This is a genomic window from Enterobacter sp. ECC_219_Taxon_10 (assembly GCF_058354905.1).
On record NZ_CM178005.1, the window covers coordinates 1564827 to 1589553 of the forward strand.

The 24727-nt window shown below is 59.0% G+C and carries 22 protein-coding genes; 10 read left to right on the plus strand and 12 right to left on the minus strand.

Annotated features, from left to right (window positions below; all coding sequences use genetic code 11):
- Positions 1-40: 40 nt before the first annotated feature.
- The 3 genes from AC4ICF_RS07455 to AC4ICF_RS07465 all read right to left on the minus strand — a co-directional run bounded on the left by AC4ICF_RS07455 (position 41) and on the right by AC4ICF_RS07465 (position 4358).
- On the minus strand, positions 41-856 hold the full coding sequence (locus AC4ICF_RS07455; RefSeq protein ID WP_163330797.1) for a Cof-type HAD-IIB family hydrolase: 816 nt from the start codon (positions 854-856) through the stop codon (positions 41-43).
- Between the two features lie 165 nt (positions 857-1021).
- Positions 1022-3454 carry a formate C-acetyltransferase/glycerol dehydratase family glycyl radical enzyme gene (locus AC4ICF_RS07460; protein WP_316379996.1) on the minus strand — a complete coding sequence of 811 codons (2433 nt, stop codon included), beginning with the start codon at positions 3452-3454 and terminating at the stop codon, positions 1022-1024.
- Between the two features lie 4 nt (positions 3455-3458).
- Positions 3459-4358, minus strand: a complete 900-nt coding sequence (locus AC4ICF_RS07465) for a glycyl-radical enzyme activating protein (RefSeq protein ID WP_316379997.1) — start codon at positions 4356-4358, stop codon at positions 3459-3461.
- A 128-nt stretch (positions 4359-4486) separates the two neighbouring features.
- Here AC4ICF_RS07465 and fsa point away from each other — a divergent pair, with 128 nt between their 5' ends.
- Complete coding sequence (gene fsa / locus AC4ICF_RS07470; RefSeq protein WP_316379998.1) at positions 4487-5149, plus strand: fructose-6-phosphate aldolase; 663 nt, start codon at positions 4487-4489, stop codon at positions 5147-5149.
- An 89-nt stretch (positions 5150-5238) separates the two neighbouring features.
- Here the strand turns inward: fsa and moeB are convergent, their stop codons facing one another.
- Positions 5239-5991 carry a molybdopterin-synthase adenylyltransferase MoeB gene (gene moeB, locus AC4ICF_RS07475; protein WP_316379999.1) on the minus strand — a complete coding sequence of 251 codons (753 nt, stop codon included), beginning with the start codon at positions 5989-5991 and terminating at the stop codon, positions 5239-5241.
- Between the two features lies 1 nt (position 5992).
- Positions 5993-7225 (minus strand): molybdopterin molybdotransferase MoeA, encoded by a 1233-nt coding sequence (moeA, locus tag AC4ICF_RS07480; protein WP_316380000.1) that lies wholly within the window; start codon positions 7223-7225, stop codon positions 5993-5995.
- 188 nt (positions 7226-7413) lie between these two features.
- Between moeA and iaaA the strand changes: the two genes are divergently transcribed.
- Genes iaaA through gsiD form a run of 5 tightly spaced genes read left to right on the plus strand, consistent with a single transcriptional unit; the run spans position 7414 to position 13636 of the window.
- Positions 7414-8352 (plus strand): beta-aspartyl-peptidase, encoded by a 939-nt coding sequence (gene iaaA / locus AC4ICF_RS07485; protein ID WP_316380001.1) that lies wholly within the window; start codon positions 7414-7416, stop codon positions 8350-8352.
- Between the two features lie 11 nt (positions 8353-8363).
- Positions 8364-10235 carry a glutathione ABC transporter ATP-binding protein GsiA gene (gene gsiA, locus AC4ICF_RS07490; RefSeq protein ID WP_316380002.1) on the plus strand — a complete coding sequence of 624 codons (1872 nt, stop codon included), beginning with the start codon at positions 8364-8366 and terminating at the stop codon, positions 10233-10235.
- A 23-nt stretch (positions 10236-10258) separates the two neighbouring features.
- Complete coding sequence (gene gsiB / locus AC4ICF_RS07495; RefSeq protein WP_116343412.1) at positions 10259-11797, plus strand: glutathione ABC transporter substrate-binding protein GsiB; 1539 nt, start codon at positions 10259-10261, stop codon at positions 11795-11797.
- A 5-nt stretch (positions 11798-11802) separates the two neighbouring features.
- Positions 11803-12723: a glutathione ABC transporter permease GsiC gene (gsiC, locus tag AC4ICF_RS07500; RefSeq protein ID WP_116343413.1), complete on the plus strand. Its 921-nt coding sequence runs from the start codon at positions 11803-11805 to the stop codon at positions 12721-12723.
- A gap of 1 nt (position 12724) precedes the next feature.
- On the plus strand, positions 12725-13636 hold the full coding sequence (gene gsiD, locus AC4ICF_RS07505; RefSeq protein WP_163330804.1) for a glutathione ABC transporter permease GsiD: 912 nt from the start codon (positions 12725-12727) through the stop codon (positions 13634-13636).
- Positions 13637-13750: 114 nt separating this feature from the next.
- Here gsiD and rimO read toward each other — a convergent pair whose 3' ends face one another.
- The gene (gene rimO, locus AC4ICF_RS07510) at positions 13751-15076 is read right to left on the minus strand and encodes a 30S ribosomal protein S12 methylthiotransferase RimO (protein WP_491466202.1); all 1326 of its coding nucleotides are present in this window, start codon (positions 15074-15076) and stop codon (positions 13751-13753) included.
- 216 nt (positions 15077-15292) lie between these two features.
- Here rimO and bssR point away from each other — a divergent pair, with 216 nt between their 5' ends.
- Together bssR and AC4ICF_RS07520 are read left to right on the plus strand one after the other, a co-directional pair.
- Positions 15293-15676, plus strand: a complete 384-nt coding sequence (bssR, locus tag AC4ICF_RS07515; RefSeq protein ID WP_116343416.1) for a biofilm formation regulator BssR — start codon at positions 15293-15295, stop codon at positions 15674-15676.
- Positions 15677-15784: 108 nt separating this feature from the next.
- Entirely contained in the window at positions 15785-16903 is a 1119-nt protein-coding gene (locus tag AC4ICF_RS07520) for a PQQ-dependent sugar dehydrogenase (RefSeq protein ID WP_163330805.1), read from the plus strand.
- Here AC4ICF_RS07520 and AC4ICF_RS07525 read toward each other — a convergent pair whose 3' ends face one another.
- Positions 16904-17530: a glutathione S-transferase family protein gene (locus tag AC4ICF_RS07525; protein ID WP_316380003.1), complete on the minus strand. Its 627-nt coding sequence runs from the start codon at positions 17528-17530 to the stop codon at positions 16904-16906.
- 241 nt (positions 17531-17771) lie between these two features.
- Between AC4ICF_RS07525 and dacC the strand changes: the two genes are divergently transcribed.
- Positions 17772-18977, plus strand: coding sequence for a serine-type D-Ala-D-Ala carboxypeptidase (dacC, locus tag AC4ICF_RS07530; protein WP_316380004.1), 1206 nt, complete (start codon positions 17772-17774; stop codon positions 18975-18977).
- Positions 18978-19044: 67 nt separating this feature from the next.
- Here the strand turns inward: dacC and deoR are convergent, their stop codons facing one another.
- The 3 genes from deoR to AC4ICF_RS07545 form a co-directional block, all read right to left on the minus strand.
- On the minus strand, positions 19045-19803 hold the full coding sequence (gene deoR / locus AC4ICF_RS07535) for a DNA-binding transcriptional repressor DeoR (protein WP_163330807.1): 759 nt from the start codon (positions 19801-19803) through the stop codon (positions 19045-19047).
- 68 nt (positions 19804-19871) lie between these two features.
- Entirely contained in the window at positions 19872-20480 is a 609-nt protein-coding gene (ybjG, locus tag AC4ICF_RS07540; RefSeq protein WP_166710568.1) for an undecaprenyl-diphosphate phosphatase, read from the minus strand.
- Between the two features lie 7 nt (positions 20481-20487).
- Complete coding sequence (locus AC4ICF_RS07545; protein ID WP_163330809.1) at positions 20488-21216, minus strand: phosphatase PAP2 family protein; 729 nt, start codon at positions 21214-21216, stop codon at positions 20488-20490.
- A 168-nt stretch (positions 21217-21384) separates the two neighbouring features.
- On the opposite strand from AC4ICF_RS07545, the gene AC4ICF_RS07550 reads away from it, so the two are divergent.
- The gene (locus tag AC4ICF_RS07550; RefSeq protein WP_116343423.1) at positions 21385-22617 is read left to right on the plus strand and encodes an MFS transporter; all 1233 of its coding nucleotides are present in this window, start codon (positions 21385-21387) and stop codon (positions 22615-22617) included.
- A gap of 67 nt (positions 22618-22684) precedes the next feature.
- Here the strand turns inward: AC4ICF_RS07550 and AC4ICF_RS07555 are convergent, their stop codons facing one another.
- Both AC4ICF_RS07555 and AC4ICF_RS07560 read right to left on the minus strand, forming a co-directional pair.
- Complete coding sequence (locus tag AC4ICF_RS07555; protein ID WP_316380005.1) at positions 22685-23497, minus strand: Cof-type HAD-IIB family hydrolase; 813 nt, start codon at positions 23495-23497, stop codon at positions 22685-22687.
- A complete protein-coding gene (locus AC4ICF_RS07560) occupies positions 23487-24701 on the minus strand; it encodes an MFS transporter (protein WP_316380006.1) in 1215 nt (404 codons plus the stop codon). The genes AC4ICF_RS07555 and AC4ICF_RS07560 overlap by 11 nt, the downstream gene beginning before the upstream one ends.
- Positions 24702-24727: the final 26 nt, after the last annotated feature.

Here is a 24727-nt window from a genome sequence, read left to right on the forward strand (position 1 = left end):
AAGAGTGAGAGGCCGGAGCGAGGCTCCGGCGAGGAGAGGATCAGGCGTCGAACGGGGAATGGTTGTCGAGCACGGCCTGAATGACGTTCAGCGCGCCCTGAAGGTTGTTGTCGTCAGTGCTGTAGCGGCTGATTTCTTTGATGCTCTCTGCCGCGTTGCCCATCGCAAAAGAGTATTTCACCAGCTTCAGCATCTCGGCATCGTTGCCGCTGTCGCCAATGCCGACGCACTCCTGCGGGGAGATTTTCCAGCGTTTCAGCAGGCGGCTGATGCCGTTGGCCTTGTGCAGGCCGGGGATAATCAAATCCACAAAGCCAAAGCCGCTGGTGACCGGCTTCATAATGCCGTCCAGGGAGACGTGCAGTTTATCCACCAGAGTTGGGATATCGCTGTCCGGCAGGTTCAGGGAGAATTTAAACAGCACGTCGTCAATTTCGCGGTAATCGCTGATGCGCTTTAAGCGGTGGTAGTGCTTTGACATCAGCGCCACGAAGGCGTCCGGGGCCTGGTCGCTGACGTAGGCGCTCTCCAGACCGCAGGCCACGAAGTTCAGCCCTTTGTCTTTCAGTAGTTCGCCAATGACGATCTGCGACTCATGACGCGTCAGTTCGCCGTGGAAAACCTGTTCGCCGTGGTCGAACACCAGCGCGCCGTTTTCCGCCACGAAGGAGATCTGGTCTTTCAGTTCGGGGAAGAAGGATATGAGCTGGTAATACTGGTTGCCGCTGGCGACAACAAATTCAATGTCGCGGGCTTTAAGCTGTTCAAACTGTGCCTGGAAGCGGTCACGATCGTACTGCTTGGCATCATCAAGGAAAGTTCCGTCCATATCGGTGACGATAACTTTAACGGTCATACTGTGCTCCTGGGTCACTCGTTTTGAAACATTCTAATAACAAGGTGACGGGGAGCACAAATTTAATTTCGAATGAAAGTCAGAAAGCCGGGTGGCGGCTTCGCCTTACCCGGCCTACGGGGAGACTCTGTAGGCCCGGTAAGCGCAGCGCCACCGGGCGTTTTCTTACAGCGTATGCTCAGTACGCGCAATAATATCGTCCTGCGCATCCGGCGACAGGGCGGTGAAGAATGCCGAGTAGCCCGCGACGCGCACCACCAGATCACGATACTGGTCCGGGTGTTTCTTCGCTTCCAGCAGCGTTTCGCGCGAGACGATGTTGTACTGAATATGCCAGCCCTTATGCACCTCGAAGAAGGTGCGCAGCAGCACCATTAGCTTCTGGCGATCGCTGTCGTTTTCCAGCGTCGACGGGTTCAGTTTCTGGTTCAGCAGTACGCCGCCAAGAATCGCTTCCGTCGGCAGTTTACCGACCGAGCCGATCACCGCCGTCGGGCCGAGGTGGTCCGTACCGGAAGCCGGGCTTGCCCCTTCCGCCAACGGGGTGTGCGCCTTACGTCCGTCTGGGGTCGCCATCGTTGCCGCGCCAAACGGCACGTTGGCGGAGATGGACGACGTTCCCGCGTAGTAGTTACCGCCAATCGGGCCGCGGCCGTGGCGCGGGTTGTGGTACTGCTTCAGCTCTTCGATGTAGGTCTGATAGGCGCGCGTCAGCAGCATGTCCACGCTGTCGTCGTCGTTGCCGTACTTCGGCGCGCCGTTGATCAGACGCTGGCGCAGCTGCTCGTGAGTCAGCCCGTCGAAGTCATCCGCCAGGGCGGCCGCCAGTTGCTGCTGACCGATAGTGCCCTGTTCGAACACCAGCTTCTTGACCGCCGCCAGGCTGTTGCCGAGGTTGGCGATCCCCACCTGCAAGCCGGAGACCCAGTCATACTTCGCGCCGCCCTGCTTGATGCTTTTCGCGCGCTCTATGCAGTCGTCCACCAGCGCCGAGCAGAGAATGTCGTGGACGTTCTCCTCCAGCATGGTGTCTACCACGTACTCAATCTCGATGGATTTGCGGGTGTAGTAGCGGATCTGTGTATCCCACGCCGCCATCACCTCCTCGAAGTTGTCGAAGTTACCGGCGGAGAGCGCTTTCTCCTGCGGCAGGAACACCTTGCCGCTGGTGGCGTCGCGGCCGCCTTCCAGCGCGGCGAGCATCACGCGGGCGAAGTTGATAAAGCTCATGCCGGTGCAGCGGTAGCCCCACTTGCCGCCCACCGCGGTTTCGATGCAGCCGATGGCCGCGTAGTCGTAGGCGTCGTCGCGTTCAACGCCGAGCTTGATGAATTCCGGGATTACGATTTCATCGTTGTTGAACGCCGGCATCCCGAAGCCGCAGCGGATCACCTGCACGCAGGCGTCGAGGAAGTCGTTGCTCATCCCTGCGTGGTAGCGCACGCTCAGGTTAGGCTGGGTGGAGCGCAGGCGACCGCAGGATTCCAGAATCGCGTAGGAGAGCGGGTTGACCGCGTCCATCGGCTCACCGTTGACCAGCTTCTGGCCGCCAATGGTGACGTTCTGGTACAGCGGGCTACCGGCGGAAGCTTTCGAGTGCGAGCCGGAGCGGATTTTGTTCACTTCCAGCAGCTTCAGCCAGCAGCTGTGCAGCAGCTCGATGGCGTGCTCGCGGTCCAGGCTCTGGTCCAGCTCCACGTCGCGGCGGTAGTACGGGTAGAGATACTGATCCATTCGGGCAAATGACACCGAGTGACCGTTAGATTCAATCTGCAGGATCAGCTGAATGAAGTAGCACAGCTGCAGCGCCTGCCAGAAGGTTTTTGGCGGCTCGTGAGCAATCACGTCGCAGTTTTCCGCCATCGCCAGCAGCTCGTCGCGGCGGCTTTCGCTGGTTTCCGCAGACGCCATCTCACGCGCCAGATCGGCGAAGCGTTTGATGTGCAGGCTGACGGCTTCCAGCACGATATCAATCGCCTTCAGGAACTGGTCGCCGTGCAGGTCTTCCAGCACCGTCAGGTTGATGCGCGAGCGGCGCTCGGCCACTTTGGCGCGCAGGCCGTCGAGACCTTTTTCCAGCACCAGCGGGAAGTTCACCGCCAGGTGCGCGTCGCCGGAGGTCATGTTGCCTTCGGCTTTGATAATGCCGGTTTCCAGCAGGCCTTTCTGCTCGTCGGTGAACATGCCGTAGCAGCGGTCCTGCACCGTCTGGCCGCGCCACCACGGGCAGATTTCATGCAGTACGCGCTTGTTCTCTTCGCTCACCGCAAAGCCCGCGCCCGGGCGGTCCGCCAGATCGTCAATCTCTTTCTCAATCCAGGAGACGGTGTATTCTGGGAAAATCGGCGCGGCGCGCACTTCGCTTGCCTGGTTACCAATAATCAGCTCGTCGTGTTTGATCCAGATGGTGCGCTCAGCCAGGTGATACGCCAGCGCCAGAGCGCGACGCACCGGGATCGGCTTGTCCATGTGCTGCTGGTACATCTCGGTGTAATGCTGTGCGCGCTCGGTGCAGACCGGCGGCTTAACGATATGCACCAGCGCCATTTTATGCGCTTTAATGCGCTCGCTGAGGGTGTTGAGATTCAGAGTGGTCATAGGTTTATCCTCGTAAGGTCGCGGTTAACCCTTTCTGGCAGGCGTACTGCTGCGCGAAGTCCAGCAGGGCAGGGTTATCCAGCGGTTTGTCAGGGGCAGAGTAGGGTTGGCCGAGCAGGCTGTATTTGTTCATGCCCAGCGTGTGATACGGCAGAAAATGAATATCCTCGACGCCAAGTTCATCGGCGGCGAAATTGGTAATGGCGGTAATGGACGCTTCATCCGCGTTGAAGCCCTGGATCAGTGGCACGCGAATGGTGATCTTTTTCCCGGCAGCCGCGAGGCGCTTCAGGTTATCCAGGATCCGTTTGGCCGAGCCGTCGGTCCACTGTTTAAACACTTCGCTATCCACATGCTTCAGGTCGGCGAGGAACAGATCGACGTACGGTAATGACGGCTCAATATAGTGCCACGGCACGTGAAGGCAGGTTTCGACGGCGGTGTGGATACCCTGTTCGTGGCTGGCCTTAAACAGGGCGTGCGCCAGCTCCGGGTTCATAAATGGTTCGCCGCCGGAGAGGGTGATGCCGCCGCCGCTGCGGTCGTAGAAAGGCTTATCGCGCAGTACGGTCGCCATGATCTCCTCGACCTGCTGTTCTTCACCGCAGACGGTCAGCGCCTGCGTCGGGCAGCAGTCGGTCAGGGCATTAAGCGTCTCTTCACTCAGCTTTTCGCGATGGATGACCAGCCCGTTCAGCGCGCGTTCGATGCAGCCCGGTGCCGCCTGCTGGCACAGGTCGCAGCCTTCCAGGCACAGACGCGAATTAAATAGCACGTCCCGGCTGCGGGAGCGGCTTTCCGGGTTCTGGCACCAGCGACAGCCCAGCGAGCAGCCTTTCAGGAACACCACGGTTCGAATACCGGGGCCGTCGTGGGTAGAGTAACGCTGAATATTGAAGATCATGATTTCGCCTCTCATCTTGCATATGAAGATTAAATTACTTTCGAATGAAAGTTATCTTGATGCAGGTCAACTCTTGAGCAGGTTTTGTCGTGATAGGGTAAGTGCAGGCTAATTTTGAGGGTGACACCATGGAACTTTATCTCGACACATCTGACGTTGCGGCAGTCAAAAAGCTGGCGCGTATCTTCCCGCTGGCGGGCGTGACCACCAACCCAAGCATTGTGGCGGCAGGTAAAACGCCGCTCGACGAGCTGCTGCCCGCGCTGCATGACGCGCTGGGTGGTAAAGGCCGTCTGTTCGCCCAGGTGATGGCGACCACCGCCGAAGGGATGGTGGAGGACGCGCGTAAGCTGCGGGCCATCATTAACGATCTGGTGGTGAAAGTGCCGGTGACCGCGGAAGGGCTGGCTGCCATTAAAATGCTGAAAGCGGAAGGGATCCCGACGCTGGGTACGGCGGTGTACGGTGCCGCGCAGGGAATGCTGTCCGCGCTGGCGGGGGCGGAGTATGTGGCCCCTTACGTCAACCGCGTGGACGCGCAGGGCGGGGATGGGATCCAGACGGTGATTGAGCTGCAGCAGCTGCTGACGCTGCACGCCCCGCAGTCAAAGGTGCTGGCCGCGAGCTTCAAAACGCCGCGTCAGGCGCTGGACTGCCTGCTGGCAGGGTGTGAGTCCATCACGCTGCCGCTGGACGTGGCGCAGCAGTTTATTACGTCTCCGGCTGTGGATGCGGCGATTGTGAAATTTGAGCAGGACTGGCAGAGGGCGTTTGGACGGACGTCGATCTGACGGGGGCGGCCTGATGCCCTCACTCCAAACCTCTCCCACAGGGAGAGGGAGCAAACACTAAAACGGCAACCTGAAGGTTGCCGTTTGCTTTAACCTCCACAAACCTCACACCCCGGGTTACGCATCAGCTTCATCTCGCGGAACTGGCAGGTCATCGCGTCATACATCACGATTTTCCCCGCGGCAGGCGTGCCGTAGCGCGCCAGCACTTTGATCGCTTCCATTGCCTGCAGCGAACCAATAACGCCAACGAGCGGCGCCATCACGCCCGCCTCGACGCAGGTTAGCGCGTTCTCACCGAACAGGCGGCTCAGGCAGCGATAGCAGGGGTCACCTTCGGCGTACGTGAAGACGCTGATTTGCCCCTCCATACGGATGGCCGCGCCGGAAACCAGCGGTGTTTTATGGGCAAAACAGCCCGCATTCAGCTGGTGACGAATAGCCACGTTGTCGGTGCAGTCCAGCACCAGATCGTGCTGCGCAATCTGCGCCGACAGCGCATCGTCATCCAGCATTGCGTCAATCAGGGTGAATTCACAATTAGGGTTGATACGCGCCAGCGCCGCTCTGGCGGATTCCACTTTCGGCTGGCCCACCGTCGCGTCGCTGTGCAGCGTCTGGCGCTGCAGGTTGGACACCGACACGGTATCGAAATCCAGCAGCGTCATCCTGCCAACGCCCGCTGCGGCAAGGTACTGCGCGGCGGCGCAGCCCAGCCCGCCGAGACCGACGACCAGCACATTGGCTGCCTTGAGCGCTTCCTGCCCCTCAAAGTCAAACCCGCGCAGCACGATCTGGCGGTTGTAGCGCATCATCTCCTGGTCGCTCAGCTCCACCGTCATGTCAGCCTCCGAAGAGGTGGTTAAAGCGCTCGACCTCGACCCATTCGCCGGCTTCCACGTTGCCGCGTTCGCGCTCCAGCACGATGAAGCAGTTGCCCAGACTGAAGGAGCTAAAAATGTGCGAGCCCTGATGTCCGGTTGTGCTCACTTCAAGCTCACCGTCCGCGTTGCGCGCCAGAATACCGCGCTGGAAATCGAGACGGCCCGGCGATTTTTTCAGACGCGTGGCGGCACGCACGCGCAGGCGTTCCGGCAACGGGCTGGCTTTGTTGCCGGAAAGCTTCGCCAGCAGCGGGATCGCCAGCTGGTAGAAGGTCAGCGCGGCAGAGACCGGGTTACCCGGCAGGCCGCAGAACCAGCTGTGCGGAAGCTTGCCAAAGGCGAACGGTTTGCCCGGCTTGATCGCCAGTTTCCAGAAGGCGATTTCGCCCAGCTCTTCGAGAAGGGTTTTAGTGTAATCCGCTTCGCCAACCGATACGCCGCCGGAGCTGATGACCACATCGGCGGCGTTATCCGCCTCGATAAACGCGGCGCGCAGTTTTTCCGGATCGTCTGGAATAATCCCGAGGTTAATCACCTCGCAGCCCAGCTGCTCCAGCATCAGGTGCACCGCCAGACGGTTGGTATCGTAAATCTGACCGTCCTGCAGCGGCTGCCCCGGAAGCTGCAGCTCGTCGCCGGTAGAGAAAACGGCAACGCGCACTTGCCGGACAACATCAATTTCCGCGATACCGAGCGACGCCAGTACCGGCAGTTCACCTACCGTCAGCTTCTGCCCCGCGGCAAAGACCGTTGCGCCAAGGGTGATGTCCTCGCCGGTACGGCGGATGTTCTGTCCCGCTTTGACGCTCGCGGTAAAACGCACCCCGTCGTCGGTCTGCTCGGTCTCTTCCTGCATCACCACGGCGTCGCAGCCAGCCGGAACCGGCGCGCCGGTCATGATGCGTACGCAGGTGCCCGCAGGCCACTCACCGCTAAACGGCTGGCCCGCAAAGGCTTTACCCGCCACCGGCAGGGCGTTACCCGTCCGGAGATCCGCCATGCGTACCGCGTAACCGTCCATCGCGGAGTTATCGAACCCCGGTACGTTAAGCGGAGAGACGATATCGCGCGCGGCAATGCGGCCAAAACAGTGCACAAGCGGCAGCGTTTCGACATCGTGCAGGGGAGTAATGCGGTCAAGCATCTGCGAGAGTGCCGTCTCAAGCGGCATCAGTCCGGCGGTAAAATCCATGGTGGGCTCCTGCGGAGTAACAACGAAAGCGCTCATTATGGCAGAAAAGTGCGGCTAACTGTATGACCCGATGGGTGTACGCTTTACATCACTGTTGCGTCTTTCTATATTCAAAAATCATCTGAAGTTTCATCGACGATAATGATATTTATAGAAAAAGCCGCAAATCAGGCTAACGGGTGATGCGAATGGTTAATGCGGTAATCGCAATTCATGGTGGCGCCGGGGCAATCACCCGTGCACAGCTCAGCCCCGAGCAGGAAAAGCGCTACATTGACGCGCTGTACGCCATTGTGGAAACGGGCCAGAAAATGCTGGAAGCGGGCGAGAGCGCGCTGGATGTGGTCACCGAGGCGGTGCGCCTGCTGGAAGAGTGTCCGCTCTTTAATGCCGGAATCGGTTCGGTCTTTACCCGGGATGAAACCCACGAGCTGGACGCCTGCGTGATGGACGGCGTCACCCTGAAGGCGGGTGCCGTGGCGGGCGTGAGCCATCTGCGAAATCCGGTGCTGGCGGCGCGACTGGTGATGGAAGAGAGCCCGCACGTTCTGCTGGCGGGCGCCGGAGCGGAGAAATTTGCCTTTGAGCACGGAATGGAACCGGTATCGCCGGATCTGTTTTCCACGGAGGAGCGCTATCAACAGCTGCTGGAAGCCCGAACGGCGGGCATGACACAGCTTGACCATAGTGCGCCGCTTAATGAAACCACCAAAATGGGCACGGTCGGCGCGGTGGCGCTGGATAAGGCCGGAAACCTCGCGGCGGCGACCTCCACGGGCGGGATGACCAACAAGCTGCCCGGACGCGTCGGCGACAGCCCGCTGCCGGGCGCGGGCTGCTATGCCAATAACGCCACGGCGGCGGTGTCGTGTACCGGCACCGGGGAAGTGTTTATTCGCGCCCTGGCGGCCTACGACATCACCGCGCTGATGGATTACGGCGGCTTAAGCCTGAGCGAAGCCTGCGAGCGCGTGGTGATGGAGAAACTGCCCGCCCTGGGCGGCGTCGGCGGGCTCATTGCCGTGGATCGTGAGGGCAACGTGGCTCTGCCGTTTAACAGCGAAGGGATGTATCGCGCCTGGGGTTACGCCGGTGATGAGCCGAGCACGGGCATCTATCGTGAATAAGGGGGCTGCGCGTGCCGCACAGTGAAGAGCTGGACAACCGCGAGGTGCTGGCTGTCCACCAGCTGAATATTGCGTTTCAGGAAGAGCGGCAGTTCATCCCCGCAGTACAGAATTTATCGTTCTCGCTCAGGCGCGGCGAGACGCTGGCGATTGTTGGTGAGTCCGGTTCCGGTAAATCGGTCACCGCGCTGGCGCTGATGCGCCTGCTGGAACAGACGGGCGGGCAGATCGGCAGCGAAAAAATGTTCCTGCGCCGACGTAACCGTCAGGTCATTGATTTAAACGAGCTGAGCGGCGCGCAGATGCAGGGCGTGCGCGGGGCGGACATTGCGATGATCTTCCAGGAGCCAATGACCTCGCTCAACCCGGTTTTCCCGGTCGGGGAGCAAATTGCCGAGTCCATCCGGCTGCATCAGGGTCTGAGCGGCGATGAGGCGCTGAAAGAGGCCCGACGGATGCTGGAGCTGGTGCGCATTCCGGAGGCGCAGGCCATTCTGGGGCGCTACCCACATCAGCTCTCCGGCGGCATGCGCCAGCGGGTGATGATTGCCATGGCGCTCTCCTGCCGTCCGGCGGTGCTGATTGCTGATGAACCGACGACGGCGCTGGACGTGACGATTCAGGCGCAGATCCTGCAGCTCATCAAGGTGCTGCAGCAGGAGATGGAGATGGGGGTGATCTTTATCACCCACGATATGGGCGTGGTCGCCGATATTGCCGATCGGGTGCTGGTCATGCACAAGGGCAGCGCGGTGGAAACTGGCCCGGTCGAGCAGATCTTTCACGCGCCGGTTCATCCTTATACCAAAGCGCTGCTGGCGGCGGTACCGCGCCTGGGGGCGATGAACGGCAGCGATTTGCCGCGCCGCTTCCCCCTGATTTCTCTCGAGGCGTCTGAGCCGCAGGAGGATGAGCGCGAGCAGGACACCGTGGTGCCGGGTAAGCCCATTCTGGAAGTGCGCGATCTGGTCACCCGTTTTCCGCTGCGCAGCGGCGTGTTGAACCGCGTAAAGCGCGAAGTGCACGCGGTGGAAAACGTCAGTTTCGATCTCTGGCCGGGCGAAACGCTGGCGCTGGTGGGGGAGTCCGGCTGCGGGAAATCCACCACCGGGCGGGCGCTGCTCAGGCTCGTGGAGACGCAGGAGGGGACGATAACCTTTAACGGTGAACGTATCGACACCCTGCCAGATAACAAATTACAGGCAGTCCGCCGGGATATTCAGTTTATTTTCCAGGATCCGTATGCCTCTCTCGACCCGCGCCACACGGTGGGGTATTCGATTATGGAGCCGCTGCGGGTACATAACCTGCTCGACGGCGAGGCGGCACAGCGCCGCGTGGCCTGGCTGCTGGAGCGCGTCGGCCTGAAGCCGGAACACGCCTGGCGTTATCCGCACGAGTTTTCCGGCGGACAGCGGCAGCGTATCTGCATCGCCCGCGCGCTGGCGCTAAACCCGAAGGTGGTGATTGCCGATGAATCCGTCTCGGCGCTGGATGTTTCCATCCGGGCGCAAATTATCAACCTGTTGCTGGATTTACAGCGGGATATGGGTATTGCCTTCCTGTTTATCTCGCACGATATGGCGGTGGTAGAACGCATCAGCCACCGCGTGGCGGTGATGTTTATGGGGCAAATAGTCGAGATTGGGCCGCGAAGGGCGGTGTTTGAAAACCCGCAGCATCCGTATACCCGCAAGCTTATCGCGGCGGTCCCGGTTGCCGATCCGGCGCACCGTCACGGCCAGCGCGTGCTGCTGCAGGATGAAATGCCGAGCAACATACGTAAACGCGGCGAGGCCGTGGAGCGCGTGACGCTGCGCGAGGTCGGTCCTGGCCACTTCGTGGCTCCCCCGCGTCAGGACAATGCGTTTTCGCGGTTATAACTTACAACAGGCAGGAGAACACAATGGTTACTTTTGTAGCGCGTAGATGGTTGTTAGCCGCGAGCGTGACGGCAGCCCTGGCCGCTGCCCCCGCGTTCGCCGCCAAAGATGTGGTGGTCGCCGTCGGCTCCAACTTCACCACGCTCGATCCGTACGACGCCAACGACACGCTCTCTCAGGCGGTGGCAAAATCGTTCTATCAGGGCCTGTTTGGCCTGGATAAAGAGATGAAGCTCAAAAACGTGCTGGCGGAGGGATACACCGTGTCCGAAGACGGGCTGGTTTATACCATCAAGCTCAGAACCGGCGTGAAGTTCCAGGACGGGACAGATTTCAATGCGGAGGCGGTGAAGGTTAACCTCGATCGCGCCAGCAATCCGGAAAATAGCCTCAAGCGCTATAACCTGTATAAAAATATCGCCAGCACCGAGGTGGTCGACCCGGCGACGGTAAAAATCACCCTGAAAGAGCCGTTCTCCGCGTTTATCAATATTCTGGCGCATCCGGCAACGGCGATGATTTCCCCTGCCGCGCTGAAAAAATACGGCAAGGAGATCGGCTTCCATCCTGTTGGCACTGGTCCTTACGAATTGCTCACCTGGAACCAGACCGATTTTGTGAAGGTGAAGAAATTCGCGGGATACTGGCAGAAAGGGCTGCCGAAGCTGGACACCATCACCTGGCGTCCGGTGGTGGACAACAACACCCGCGCGGCGATGCTGCAAACCGGCGAGGCGCAGTTTGCCTTCCCGATCCCGTACGAGCAGGCCGCCATTCTGCAGAAAAACAGCAAGCTGGAACTGGTCGCCAGCCCGTCGATCATGCAGCGCTACATCAGCATGAACGTCACGCAAAAGCCATTCGATAATCCGAAGGTGCGTGAGGCCATCAACTATGCCATTAACCGGCAGGCGCTGGTGAAGGTCGCTTTTGCCGGCTATGCCACCCCGGCGACCGGCGTGCTGCCGCCGGCTATCGCCTATGCGCAAAGCTATCAGCCGTGGCCGTACGATCCGGCCAAAGCGCGCGAGCTGCTGAAAGAGGCGGGCTTCCCGAACGGTTTCAGCACCACGCTGTGGTCGTCGCATAATCACAGTACTGCCCAGAAGGTGCTGCAGTTTACCCAGCAGCAGCTGGCGCAGGTGGGGATTAAGGCGCAGGTCACCGCGATGGATGCCGGGCAGCGTGCGGCAGAAGTGGAGGGGAAAGGGCAGAAAGAGAGCGGCGTGCGGATGTTCTACACCGGCTGGTCAGCCTCGACCGGTGAAGCCGACTGGGCGCTGTCGCCGCTGTTTGCCTCGCAGAACTGGCCGCCAACCTTGTTCAACACCGCGTTTTACAGCAATCCGCAGGTGGACAAAGACCTGGCCGATGCCCTGAAAACCACCAAACCGGAAGAGAAAGCGCGCCTCTACAAAGACGCGCAGGATATTATCTGGAAAGAGTCGCCGTGGGTGCCGCTGGTGGTGGAGAAACTGGTGTCAGCCCATAACAAAGCCTTGACCGGGTTCTACATCATGCCGGACACGGGTTTTAGCTTTGACGATGCGGATTTAAAATAAACCTCATGCTGAACTATGTTTGTAAACGCCTGCTGGGGCTTATCCCGACGCTGCTGATTGTGGCGGTGCTGGTGTTTCTGTTTGTCCACATGCTGCCGGGCGATCCGGCGCGTCTGGTTGCCGGGCCTGAAGCGGATGCCACCGTCATTGACCTGGTGCGTAAGCAGCTTGGCCTCGACCAGCCGCTGTATATGCAGTTCATCCATTATATCTGCAACGTTCTGCAGGGCGATTTTGGTATCTCGATGGTGTCGCGCCGTCCGGTGTCGGAGGAGATTGCCAGCCGCTTTATGCCGACGTTCTGGTTAACGATAGCCAGCATGAGCTGGGCGGTGGTGTTTGGGCTTGGCGCCGGGATTGTCGCGGCCGTCTGGCGCAACCGCTGGCCGGACAAGCTCGGCATGGCGCTGGCGGTGACCGGCATCTCCTTCCCGGCGTTCGCGCTGGGGATGCTGCTGATGCAGATCTTCTCCGTCGAGCTGGGCTGGCTGCCGACCGTCGGGGCCGATACCTGGAAGCATTATATTCTGCCCTCCATGACGCTGGGCGCGGCCGTGTCGGCGGTGATGGCCCGCTTTACCCGCGCCTCGTTCGTGGACGTGCTTAGCGAAGATTATATTCGCACCGCGCGGGCGAAAGGGGTCAGCGAGAAGTGGGTCATTCTCAAGCACGGGTTCCGCAATGCGATGATCCCGGTGGTGACGATGATGGGGCTGCAGTTTGGCTTCCTGCTGGGCGGCTCTATCGTCGTGGAAAAGGTCTTCAACTGGCCGGGGCTGGGACGTCTGCTGGTCGATTCCGTCGAGATGCGCGACTACCCGGTGATTCAGGCGGAAGTGCTGCTTTTCTCGCTGGAGTTTATTCTTATCAACTTAGTGGTGGACGTGCTCTACGCCGCCATTAACCCGGCCATCAGGTATAAGTAAGATGCGATTGTTGAACTGGCGGCGTCAGGCCGTTTTGAGCGCGATGCCGGGGCTGAAACCGGAGCATGTCCGCACGCCGTGGTCCGAATTCTGGCGGCGTTTTCGCCGTCAGCCGGTCGCGATGGCGGCGGGGCTGTTTGTCCTGCTGCTGATCGCGGTGGCGATCGTTGCGCCCTGGGTGGCGCCGTTTGATGCGGAGAACTATTTTGACTACGACCGTCTGAACGACGGACCGTCGATGCTGCACTGGTTCGGCGTGGACTCCCTCGGTCGCGATATCTTCAGCCGCGTGCTGGTGGGGGCGCAGATTTCTCTCGCCGCCGGAGTGTTCGCGGTGCTGATCGGCGCGGCCATCGGGACCGTGCTGGGGCTTGTCGCCGGGTATTACGAAGGCTGGTGGGACCGCATCATCATGCGTATCTGCGACGTGCTGTTTGCCTTCCCCGGCATTCTGCTGGCGATTGCCGTGGTGGCGATCATGGGCAGTGGTATGGCGAACGTGATTATCGCCGTCGCGGTCTTTTCGATACCGGCCTTTGCCCGCCTGGTGCGCGGCAACACGCTGGTGCTGAAACAGCAAACCTTTATCGAATCCGCCCGCAGCATGGGGGCAAGCGACGCTACCATCCTCTTTAGCCATATTCTGCCGGGCACGGTATCGTCCATCGTGGTCTATTTCACCATGCGTATCGGGGTGTCGATTATCTCGGCGGCCAGCCTGTCGTTTTTAGGGTTGGGGGCTCAGCCACCGACGCCGGAGTGGGGCGCGATGCTGAACGAGGCGAGGGCGGATATGGTGATTGCGCCGCACGTGGCGATCTTCCCGAGTCTGGCGATTTTTCTGACCGTGCTGGCGTTTAATCTGCTGGGGGACGGGCTGCGCGACGCGCTGGATCCGAGGATTAAGGGGTAGGCTTTTGCTTGCCCCTCACCCCGGCCCTCTCCCCAAAGGGGCGAGGGTGAAAAACCGCACCGAGCAGTCCCCTCTCCCCAGTGGGGAGAGGGTTAGGGTGAGGGGGAAAGGAGATTAAACCCGGCTACCCCACAGGTCATACTCGTCGGCGTTTTCAACCTTCACGCGAATAATATCGCCCGGCTTAACGCTGGTTTCGCCATTCAGGTACACCGCGCCGTCGATTTCAGGGGCGTCCGCCATGCTGCGGCCAATCGCGCCTTCTTCGTCCACTTCGTCGATGATGACCATAATTTCGCGGCCCACTTTTTCCTGCAGACGCTCGGCAGAGATCTGCTGTTGCAGCTGCATGAAGCGGTTCCAGCGCTCTTCTTTCACCTCTTCCGGCACCTGGTCCGCCAGCTCGTTGGCGGTTGCGCCTTCTACCGGGCTGTATTTGAAACAGCCTACGCGGTCAAGACGCGCTTCTTTCAGGAAGTCGAGCAGCATCTGGAAGTCTTCTTCGGTTTCACCCGGGAAGCCGACGATGAAGGTGGAGCGCAGGGTCAATTCCGGGCAGATTTCACGCCACTGCTTGATGCGCGCCAGCTGGCGGTCAACCGAGCCAGGGCGCTTCATCAGCTTCAGGATACGCGGACTGGCGTGCTGCAGCGGGATATCCAGGTATGGCAGGATTTTGCCTTCCGCCATCAGCGGGATCACGTCGTCAACGTGCGGGTACGGGTAGACGTAGTGCAGACGCGTCCAGATACCCAGTTTAGACAGCTGCTCGCACAGGCCCACCATGCTGGTTTTCACCGGCTCGCCGTTGTGGAACCCGGAGCGGTGCTTAACGTCCACGCCGTACGCGGAGGTGTCCTGGGAAATCACCAGCAGCTCCTTCACGCCCGCGTCGGCCAGGCGTTTCGCTTCCGCCAGCACTTCGCCAATCGGACGGCTCACCAGATCGCCACGCATGGACGGGATAATGCAGAAGGTGCAGCGATGGTTGCAGCCTTCAGAAATTTTTAAGTAAGCGTAGTGGCGCGGCGTCAGCTTCACGCCCTGTTCCGGCACCAGGCTCAGGAACGGGTTGTGCTTGGGTTTTGGCACGTAGTGATGAACATGTTGCAGCACCTGCTCGTAGCTGTGCGGGCCGGTGATCTCCAGCACCTTCGGGTGCAGTTCGCGGATCTGGTCTTCTTTCGCACCCAGACAGCCGGTCACGATCACTTTGCCGTTTTCGGTCAGGGCTTCACCGATGGCTTCCAGTGACTCCTGCACCGCGCTGTCGATAAAGCCACAGGTGTTCACTATCACCATATCGGCGTTGTCGTAGCTTGGCACCACGTCATAGCCTTCGGTGCGCAGTTCGGTCAGGATGCGTTCGGAATCCACCAGGTTTTTCGGGCAGCCCAGGGAGACGAAGCCGATTTTCGGCTGGTGCGTAACATTGCTCATAGGTTAAAAATTCATCAATTATGGAGTTATCAGGGCGGGATTTTACAGCGTATCGCGTGGGATTTATACACTCTTTGCAAGCGGGATGGGCCGGGTAGAGGTTGTAACATTGTAAATAATGTTAATTGGTTAAGAATAATTGATCTCAGGCATTAAACTGTACAAAAAATGAACTTATTCTGAATGTGCAACATGGCTGACAGAGGAGGAAATAGCATGTCCGTTGACAGACTGAAACGCGATCTGCTTAACAAGCTGATCAACGCCCGAATCGACCTGGCCGCCTATCTGCAGCTCAGGAAGGCAAAGGGCTATATGTCAGTCAGCGAAAGCGAACATCTGCGTGATAACCTGTTTGAACTGTGTAATTTCATGCGTGAAAAAGCACCAACCCTGAAGGCGGAATACGATGAATGCGAGCTAATGGCGCTGCGCCGTGCCGCTGAGGTGCTCTCCATTGCAGGGGTATGTTTGATGAACGGACGCCACGACTGCCCGAATTTTATCGCTGTTAACGCGGAGAAGCTTGAAAACTGCCTGACAACGCTCTCTCTTTGCATCATGTGCCTGAATAAGCACGAGACGCTTTCACAGCACTGAGCCCGGGGGGAGACAACTCCCCCCATCTGATTAAGCTTTTGTAAAAGTGGTAACGCGCCCGGAGGTAATGGCTAATCTTTATGCCATATGCCGAAAAAGGAGCGCGTTATGCCTCGATCCTCGTTGATTTTCCTGCCTGCGTTATTCATTCCGTTTTCGCTTATTGCCGCGCCAGAGGCGGTGAAGGTTGAGGTGCTGCAAAACCGACTCGATCACCCGTGGTCGATGGCGTTCCTGCCGGGCAATAACGGTTTACTGGTCACCCTTAAGGGCGGGCAGCTCAAGCGCTGGCAGGCCGGGAAAGGGCTTTCCGATCCCATTGTCGGCGTGCCGAAGGTGTGGGCGAACGGCCAGGGAGGACTGCTGGACGTGGTGCTGGCGCCGGATTTTGAAAAGTCGCGTCGCGTCTGGCTGAGCTATGCCGAAGCCGGGCAGGACGGCAAGGCCGGAACGGCGGTGGGCTATGGCCGCCTGAGCGACGATTTTTCCCGCATCGAGGGATTTCAGGTGGTGTTCCGCCAGATGCCGAAACTCTCTACCGGAAACCATTTTGGCGGGCGACTGGTGTTCGACGGAAAAGGGTATCTCTTTATCGGACTCGGCGAGAACAACCAGCGCCCGACGGCGCAGGATCTGGACAAGCTGCAGGGTAAAGTGGTGCGCCTCACCGAAGACGGCAAAGTGCCGCCGGATAACCCGTTTGTGAATACCTCCGGCGCGCGGCCTGAAATCTGGTCTTATGGTATTCGCAACCCGCAGGGAATGGCGATGAACCCGTGGAGCGACACGCTGTGGCTGAACGAGCACGGCCCGCGCGGCGGGGATGAAATCAACATCCCGGAGAAGGGCAAAAATTACGGCTGGCCGTTGGCGACGCACGGCATCAACTACAGCGGGCTGAAAATCCCGGAGGCCAAAGGCGAGCACGTTGAGGGCGCGGAGAAGCCACTGTTTGTCTGGAAAGTGTCACCCGCCGTCAGCGGCATGGCGTTCTACAACAGCGACGTGTTCCCGCAGTGGAAAAACAAGCTGTTTATCGGCGCACTGAAGGAGAAGGACGTTATCGTGCTGAGCGTGGACGGCAACAGGGTCACGGAGGACGGTCGGATCCTGGGCGACCGGGAACAGCGCATTCGCGACGTGCGGGTCGGGCCGGACGGGTATCTGTATGTACTGACGGATGAAACGGACGGGCAGCTGTTGAAAGTCAGCCCGTCCGGAGCGTAATCAGGTGACCGGGATCATCACCACGTTACGGTATGCCGGGCGATCGCTCAGCTGTTTAAGCCAGCGCTCAAGGTGCGGGCGCGGGGTCCACTTCAGACCGAGGTTGGTCAGGTTCCAGACGAACGGCGCAACGGCAATATCACCCACGCCGAACGCCTCACCGGAGAACCAGGCGTGGTTCGCCAGTTCGTCATCCATCATGGCAAACAGGTTTTCGCAGGCATCCTGCGCGGCATGAATAGCAGGGTAGTCGCGCTCGGCTTCAGGGGTCCTCACCAGCCCCATCAGGATCACGCGGTGAACGGGGGAGAGCGTCTGGTTTGCCCAGTCCATCCATTTCTCACCCTGGGCGCGCTGCGCCGGGTTTTCAACCCACAGGCGGCCAAGACCGTACTGGGCGGCGAGGTAACGCACAATGGTGTTGGACTCCCAAAGCGTCGCGTCTGTTTCGTCATCGCGCAGCAGCGGCACCAGGCCGTTCGGGTTCATGGCCAGAAAGTCGGCCTCTTTGTTCACGCCAAACGCCATTCCAGCCATGATTTGATTAAACGGTAAATCCAGCTCTTCCAGCGTCCAGAGCACTTTCTTAACGTTGGTCGAATTGTTCCTGCCCCACAGCGTAATCATATTTTCTCCTGATGAGATGTGAATCCGGGTCGGCTTTTCGCCATGGTGAGATAAACCTAACAATTACGCAACAGAAGACAAAAAAATCGCCTGAATCAAAGCGTAAATGAATGTTATTGCATAAACTTTAATAACTTTACCCTCGTTGGGTTTCTTTAACCGTTTTAGTGCGCTATTACTCATCGCTTCTTGCGACACGGTGATGTGACGTAATTTTTGAATGGACACTCGGGTGGCATTTATGACGCGAAAAATGACTTCTCTGCGCAGCCTGGCGGCAGGCTCTGCGCTCCTTTTCCTGTTTGCACCAACGCTCTACGCGGCTGAACAGGCTGCGCCCGAAGCGCCGCCAGTGGACGCGCGCGCCTGGATACTGATGGATTATTCCAGCGGTAAAGTGCTGGCGGAAGGCAATGCCGATGAGAAACTCGATCCGGCGAGCCTGACCAAAATCATGACCAGCTATGTCGTCGGGCAGGCGTTAAAAGCGGGCAAGATCAATCTGGACGATATGGTTACCATCGGGAAGGATGCCTGGGCGACCGGAAACCCGGCGCTGCGCGGCTCGTCGGTGATGTTCCTGAAGCCTGGCGATCAGGTCTCCGTCTCCGATCTGAATAAAGGGGTAATCATTCAGTCGGGAAATGATGCGTGCATCGCGCTGGCCGATTACGTTGCCGGCAGCCAGGATTCTTTCATTGGTTTAATGAATGGCTATGCGCAGAAGCTCGGCTTAACCAACACCACCTTCAAAACGGTTCACGGTCTGGATGCGCCGGGACAATTCAGTACCGCGCGCGACATGGCGCTGCTGGGGAAAGCGCTGATCCATGACGTGCCGGATGAATACGCCATCCACAAAGAGAAAGAGTTTACCTTCAACAAAATTCGCCAGCCGAACCGCAACCGTCTGCTGTGGAGCAGCAACGTCAACGTGGACGGAATGAAGACCGGCACTACGGCCGGTGCGGGCTATAACCTGGTGGCCTCCGCGACGCAGGGCGATATGCGTCTGATCTCGGTGGTGCTGGGCACCAAAACCGACCGCATCCGCTTTAATGAATCAGAAAAACTGCTGACCTGGGGCTTCCGCTTCTATGAAACCGTGACGCCGATTAAACCGGATGCCACGTTCGTCAGCCAGCGCGTCTGGTTTGGTGACAAGAGCGAGGTGAATCTGGGGGCAGGTGAGGCCGGTTCCGTGACCATTCCGCGCGGCCAGCTGAAAAACCTGAAGGCCAGCTATACCCTGACTGACCCGCAGCTCACCGCGCCGCTGAAAAAAGGCCAGGTGGTCGGGACGATTGATTTCCAGCTAAACGGCAAGTCGATTGAACAGCGTCCGCTGATTGTGATGGAAGCGGTAGAAGAGGGCGGTTTCTTTAGCCGGATGTGGGATTTCGTGTTGATGAAATTCCACGGGTGGTTTGGCAGCTGGTTTAGTTAAATCTTGTGGGTTTTCTCCCTCTCCCTTTGGGAGAGGGCCGGGGTGAGGGCGTCAGGCCGCACCCCTCTTAATACATCAACTTCACCTGCTGCGCCTTTGCATGGGCTACGATCTCGTCGTCCGGGCGGCAATCGCTGACGATGGCGTCAAACTGCGCCAGCTCGCCCATTCTTGCCGAACGCACCTTGCCAAACTTACTGTGATCGACCACCAGCACATGGTACTGCGCGGCGCTTAACGCCCAGTGCTTCACCGGCAGCTCTTCCAGATTAAAGCAGGTTGCACCCTGGCGCACGTTCACGCCTGCGGCAGAATAAAACGCGATGTCCGGGCATAAATTGCTGAGCGTGTCCTGCAGGTTAAGCGGCTTGAAGATAGCGTTGCTGGCGTGAAACTCGCCGCCGCAGAGGATTACCCTGCACTCGGGTTTCTCCTGAAGCGCCAGAAAGGTGTTGAGGGAGTAGCACACGGCGGTAAAGGGAATGCTGCTGTCGATGGCTTCGATAATCCACGGCGTGGTTGTTCCGCAGTCAAAAAACAGCGTCTGGTGCGGCTGTACCAGCGTGGCCGCAAGGCGCGCGGCTTTGCGTTTCTCGTCCACCAGCCGCGTCTTCTGGTCGCTGATCAGATAATGGCTGGCGCTACGCGGCTCAAGCACAATATACCCGCCCAGCAGCACGATGGGCGCGCTTTCGCTGTTCAGATCCCGACGAATGGTCATCTCTGAGACGCCGAGGAGGTTGGCGGCTTCCTTAAGATGCAGCTTATCGCTGCGCTTCAGCGCCTGTAGCAGCTGAGCAATGCGGTCATCGCGACGTGTTTCCATAGTTCCTCGGGATAAAAAAAGTGAACCCCCGCAGGGCGGGGGTTCAAGTGTAACCTGTCAGGTTGGGGTTAGTCACGTATCCAGCCTTTGCGGATCGGGATAGCGAAAATGGCACGATAGAGTGAAGACAGCGTGCGGTAGAGCGCTTCACCGAAGAGGCTCCACAGGATAGCCGCGCTCACGCAGCCAATCAGCCCGACCAGGAAACCGCCCACCATATCGAGCGGCCAGTGAACGCCCAGGTAAACGCGAGACCAGGCGATTGCCAGCGCCGCCACCATCAGGACTGCACCAGACCACAGGCGATGCCAGAACAGGAAAGCCAGCGCGAAGGTGAAGATAACCGTACCGTGATCGCTCGGGAAGGAGTCATCCGGCGCGTGGTGCAGGAAGGTATAGCCGATGCGATCGACAAACGGACGATCGTGCGGGAACGCGTGGCCGAGAATATAGCTGACCAGTACGCTTACTCCGAGTGCCATTGCCACTTTAATCACCAGCTGGCGCTGCGCCTTGACCTGGCTGCGGGGCCCCCACAGCCAGAGAATGGCTGCCAGCGCAGGCACAATACTGATAAGGTCTTTCGCCAGAAAGGTGGCAAAATCGATCATCCACTCTGGCGAGGCCGGGGTGGCGTTGATCAGATAAAACAGCTGATAATTCAGATTCTCTAGCATAGCGTTATCACTCTTTTGCAAACCGGGTGGAAACCAGCCCGTAGACTGCCACCTGGGAAAACCAGACCCACCACCCGGCCCACAGGTTGTGAGAGAAAAAATGTGCCCCGCGCATGACCTGGCCGAAGCCCATCGCCAGACCGAGCAGCACGCCAAGGGCAACAAAACTCCAGGCGAGACGCGGACGCTCGCGCCAGAAGGCAAAAAACAGCCCCATCACCATAAAGCCGCTGGAGGAATGACCTCCTGGGAAACAGCGCCCCGGACCGCTGTCTGCCGGAACGGAACTGAACAGAGGATAAGACACGGCCTTACCGCCATATTCCACCAGATCCCACGGACAGCTATGGTGGCTCATGCTTTTCAGCACGCCGACCACCAGCGCGCCAAGCCCCATCAGCAGCGCAGCGGTGACCAGCCTTGCATTACGTTTATAAGCGCCGTAAAACAGCGCCATGGCGCCTAAGGCGATCGCAATGTACTTCGCCAGACGATGGTTCAGCAGATCCAGCAGGTGGTCTTTCTGCAGCGGGAAAGTCTGTGTCGCCGCGTCATACCAAAAGCCGGTGATCCATCTGTCGAACGCTTCATTGCGCGATAGCCAGGTAAACACCACGGCAAGGACTATCAGCACTAAAAGCTGATAACCATAAAAGCGGGGCGGTAAGCGGTAAAGTCGTTTTGTCTTATTTGTCTGTAAGTTAGACAATTCTGAACGGCTGGAGGTGAGTGCCATAATATGAGGTCGTTGACGAATAATCGGGCTATCATAAATCTGTCAACTTAAGGAAACCTTAAACGAAGACGATATGTGCTTTATTTCTGTTTATCCTCGATAAATTACTATCTCGGGCTGCGGCATTTCATTACACTCGTCGCGATTTTGTCATCATAAAGAGATTGCATGTTAAACCGTTCTACTTCTGGTTCACGTCTGGGTCGTCAGGCGTTGCTTTTCCCCCTGTGTCTGGTGCTCTACGAATTCTCTACCTATATCGGCAACGATATGATCCAGCCCGGTATGCTGGCCGTTGTGGAGCAGTACAACGCGGGAATTGAGTGGGTGCCGACCTCCATGACCGCCTACCTGGCCGGCGGCATGTTTTTACAGTGGCTGTTAGGCCCGCTGTCGGATCGTATTGGCCGCCGTCCGGTCATGCTGACGGGGGTGGTGTGGTTTATCGTCACCTGTCTTGCTACGCTGCTGGCGCAAAACATTGAGCAATTTACCCTGCTGCGCTTCCTGCAGGGGGTCAGCCTGTGCTTTATTGGCGCCGTGGGGTATGCCGCCATTCAGGAGTCGTTTGAAGAGGCGGTGTGTATCAAAATTACCGCGCTGATGGCGAACGTGGCGCTGATCGCCCCCTTACTCGGGCCGCTGGTGGGGGCCGCATGGGTGCACGTTGCACCGTGGGAAGGGATGTTTGTGCTCTTTGCCGTTCTCGCCGCTATTGCGTTCTTCGGCCTGCACCGTGCGATGCCGGAAACGGCTACCCGTCTGGGCGAAAAACTCTCGCTGAAAGAGCTGGGCCGGGATTACAAAGCAGTGCTGAAAAATGGCCGCTTTGTGGCGGGGGCGCTGGCGACCGGATTCGTTAGCCTGCCGCTGCTGGCGTGGATCGCGCAGTCACCGGTTATAATCATCAGCGGTGAAAAACTCAGCAGTTATGAGTACGGCCTGCTGCAGGTGCCGATCTTTGGCGCGCTGATTATCGGTAACCTGGTGCTGGCCCGTCTGACGTCTCGCCGCACCGTGCGTTCCCTGATTATTATGGGCGGCTGGCCGATTGCGGCAGGTCTGATTCTTGCTGCGGTGGCGACCGTCGCGTCATCCCACGCCTACTTGTGGATGACGGCGGGGCTGAGTATTTATGCTTTCGGGATTGGCGTGGCGAACGCCGGCCTGGTGCGCCTGACGCTGTTTGCGAGCGAGATGAGTAAAGGCACGGTGTCCGCGGCGATGGGGATGCTGCAGATGCTGATTTTTACCGTCGGTATCGAAGTGAGCAAGCATGCCTACGCCCTGGGCGGCAACGGTCTGTTCAGCCTGTTTAACCTCGCCAACGGCGCGCTGTGGGTTGGACTGATGGTGGTGTTCCTGAAGGACAAACGCGTCGGAAACGCCCTGCAACCCTAATCTTTTTTCCCTCTCCCCTTTGGGGAGAGGGCCAGGGTGAGGGGCGAGGGCACCAGACCGCACGGTATCAATTAAACGGTGCCTCCCCGTTCAGCACCTTCTCAATCACGTTTAAAACGCCTTCCTCGTTATTGTGTGGCGCTTCAAAACGCGCCGCCGCTTTAATATGCGGTCTGGCATTCGCCATCGCAAAGCTGAACCCGGACTGGCGCAGCATCTCCACGTCGTTGCCGCTGTCGCCGAAGGCAACCACTTCGCTATCGTCTATGCCCCAGCGCTTTTGCAGGATCCGCAGACCGTTGGCTTTATGCACGCCGGGGATAATCAGGTCAATGCTGCCGTGACCGGTGGTGACGGGCACCATAATGTCGCTCAGCTTTTCATGCAGCAGCGCCTGAATGCGCGGAATTTCATCATCGGAAACGTTGAGCCCGAACTTGAAGAAGATGTCGTTCAGATTGTCGAAATCCTGCACCCTTTCGAGGCGGTGATAATATTTTGACGCGATATCAATGAAGGCATCGTCATAGGCCTTAAGGGTGTAGGCGCTGCCTTTCCCGCAGGCGATAATCTCAATGCCGGGGACATCATTCAACACGGTGGCCACGGTGCTGAAATGCGCTTTTGTCAGCTCGCCGTTGAATACATCTTCCCCGGCATCGACCACCCAGCCGCCGTTTTCAGCGACAAACGCAATTTCATGCGCGATCTCCGGGAAAAAGGAGATCAGCTGGTAGTACTGGTTACCGCTGGCGACCACGAAGCGAATGCCTTGCGCCTTCATGCGCGCATACTGCCCCAGAAAGCGCGGGCGGTTATAGGTCTTGGCATCACTCAGGAATGTGCCATCCATGTCGACGGCGATCAGTTTAACGCTCATATCCCTTCTCCAGTGTCGTTTGATTCGTTTCCGGCTTTGCCACCGCGCGCGCCACCAGCGCCGCGATGATGACCAACCCTAATACCACCAGCATGGCGCTGCGCAGCCCGTAGTGCTCGCCGAGGAAGCCGAGCAGCGGTGGCCCGACCAGGAAGGCAAGATAGCCCGTGGTCGCCACCACGCTGACGCGCGTCGGGGCATCCGGGCCGGTATCGCTGGCGGCTGAAATGGTCAGCGGGAAGCCGAGCGACGCGCCCAGACCCCAGAGGATCACCGAGACCCCGGCAATCCAGTCCACGTCCACAAAGACGATCATCGCAATACCCAGGCCGCCCAGCAGGGCGCTGGCGCGCACCACCGCCACGCGACTGTAGCGGTCGATAAACCAGCCGCCGGTGAAGCGCCCGACGGTCATCCCCAGCGTAAACCCGGCGTAAATCAGCGAACCGGAGGTCGGGCTAAAGCCGTGACCGTCCACCATCAGCAGCGGCAGCCAGTCGTTGGCGGAACCTTCCGCGAAGGCCATCGCCAGCACCACCACGCCGATGAGCATCAGTTGGAAATCGCGGTAGAAGGGCAGCCCTTTTTCCGCTGAATGCTGTTCTTCAGCGGAATTCTTGCCGGTCCCGTTCGGGATCGCCCGGATGCCGGTCAGGATCGGAATGATGCACACCAGCGCCGCCAGCAGAATGTGCAGATTCGCGCTCACGCCGGTGGCCGTCAGCGCCATCCCCACGCCCGCGCCGGCGAGCGTGCCGAGGCTGTAAAAGCCGTGCATCATCGGCAGTACGGTTTTGTTCATCTCGCGCTCGACCGCCGCCCCTTCAACGTTGATGGCAACCTCAGCCGAACCGAAGCTGCCGCCAAATACCGTCAGGCCCAGGGCAAACAGCACCGGCGAGGCAAACCACAGCGCCACGCTTAATATCCCCATCCCGAACACCGCGAAGCACATGGTGGTGCGGATCACCGCCCGCGTACCGAAGCGCTTCACCAGCCAGGCAGAGCAGAGAATGCCGCTCATGGAGCCTATCGACAGGCCGAACAGGACGATGCCCATCTCAGCGGTAGAAACGGACAAAATATCGCGAATGGCGGGGGTGCGCGTGGCCCAGGAGGCCATCAGCAGGCCGGGAATGAAGAAGAACATAAACAGCGCCCACATGCGGAGCTGCAGGGCTTTACGGGGAGAGGTCAGCGTCATTGGGGAGCACCAGAAGTACAACAATA

What these genes read in the sequence shown, in the direction of transcription:
- iaaA (WP_316380001.1), top strand. Translation starts at nt 7,414, where the DNA reads ATGGTTAATGCGGTAATCGCAATTCATGGTGGCGCCGGGGCAATCACC.
- gsiB (WP_116343412.1), top strand. Translation starts at nt 10,259, where the DNA reads ATGGTTACTTTTGTAGCGCGTAGATGGTTGTTAGCCGCGAGCGTGACG.
- bssR (WP_116343416.1), top strand. Translation starts at nt 15,293, where the DNA reads ATGTCCGTTGACAGACTGAAACGCGATCTGCTTAACAAGCTGATCAAC.
- gsiD (WP_163330804.1), top strand. Translation starts at nt 12,725, where the DNA reads ATGCGATTGTTGAACTGGCGGCGTCAGGCCGTTTTGAGCGCGATGCCG.
- dacC (WP_316380004.1), top strand. Translation starts at nt 17,772, where the DNA reads ATGACGCGAAAAATGACTTCTCTGCGCAGCCTGGCGGCAGGCTCTGCG.
- moeB (WP_316379999.1), bottom strand. Translation starts at nt 5,991, where the DNA reads ATGACGGTGGAGCTGAGCGACCAGGAGATGATGCGCTACAACCGCCAG.
- AC4ICF_RS07465 (WP_316379997.1), bottom strand. Translation starts at nt 4,358, where the DNA reads ATGATCTTCAATATTCAGCGTTACTCTACCCACGACGGCCCCGGTATT.
- AC4ICF_RS07455 (WP_163330797.1), bottom strand. Translation starts at nt 856, where the DNA reads ATGACCGTTAAAGTTATCGTCACCGATATGGACGGAACTTTCCTTGAT.
- fsa (WP_316379998.1), top strand. Translation starts at nt 4,487, where the DNA reads ATGGAACTTTATCTCGACACATCTGACGTTGCGGCAGTCAAAAAGCTG.
- ybjG (WP_166710568.1), bottom strand. Translation starts at nt 20,480, where the DNA reads ATGCTAGAGAATCTGAATTATCAGCTGTTTTATCTGATCAACGCCACC.
- AC4ICF_RS07525 (WP_316380003.1), bottom strand. Translation starts at nt 17,530, where the DNA reads ATGATTACGCTGTGGGGCAGGAACAATTCGACCAACGTTAAGAAAGTG.
- deoR (WP_163330807.1), bottom strand. Translation starts at nt 19,803, where the DNA reads ATGGAAACACGTCGCGATGACCGCATTGCTCAGCTGCTACAGGCGCTG.
- gsiC (WP_116343413.1), top strand. Translation starts at nt 11,803, where the DNA reads ATGCTGAACTATGTTTGTAAACGCCTGCTGGGGCTTATCCCGACGCTG.
- rimO (WP_491466202.1), bottom strand. Translation starts at nt 15,076, where the DNA reads ATGAGCAATGTTACGCACCAGCCGAAAATCGGCTTCGTCTCCCTGGGC.
- AC4ICF_RS07550 (WP_116343423.1), top strand. Translation starts at nt 21,385, where the DNA reads ATGTTAAACCGTTCTACTTCTGGTTCACGTCTGGGTCGTCAGGCGTTG.
- moeA (WP_316380000.1), bottom strand. Translation starts at nt 7,225, where the DNA reads ATGGATTTTACCGCCGGACTGATGCCGCTTGAGACGGCACTCTCGCAG.
- AC4ICF_RS07460 (WP_316379996.1), bottom strand. Translation starts at nt 3,454, where the DNA reads ATGACCACTCTGAATCTCAACACCCTCAGCGAGCGCATTAAAGCGCAT.
- AC4ICF_RS07545 (WP_163330809.1), bottom strand. Translation starts at nt 21,216, where the DNA reads ATGGCACTCACCTCCAGCCGTTCAGAATTGTCTAACTTACAGACAAAT.
- AC4ICF_RS07520 (WP_163330805.1), top strand. Translation starts at nt 15,785, where the DNA reads ATGCCTCGATCCTCGTTGATTTTCCTGCCTGCGTTATTCATTCCGTTT.
- AC4ICF_RS07555 (WP_316380005.1), bottom strand. Translation starts at nt 23,497, where the DNA reads ATGAGCGTTAAACTGATCGCCGTCGACATGGATGGCACATTCCTGAGT.
- AC4ICF_RS07560 (WP_316380006.1), bottom strand. Translation starts at nt 24,701, where the DNA reads ATGACGCTGACCTCTCCCCGTAAAGCCCTGCAGCTCCGCATGTGGGCG.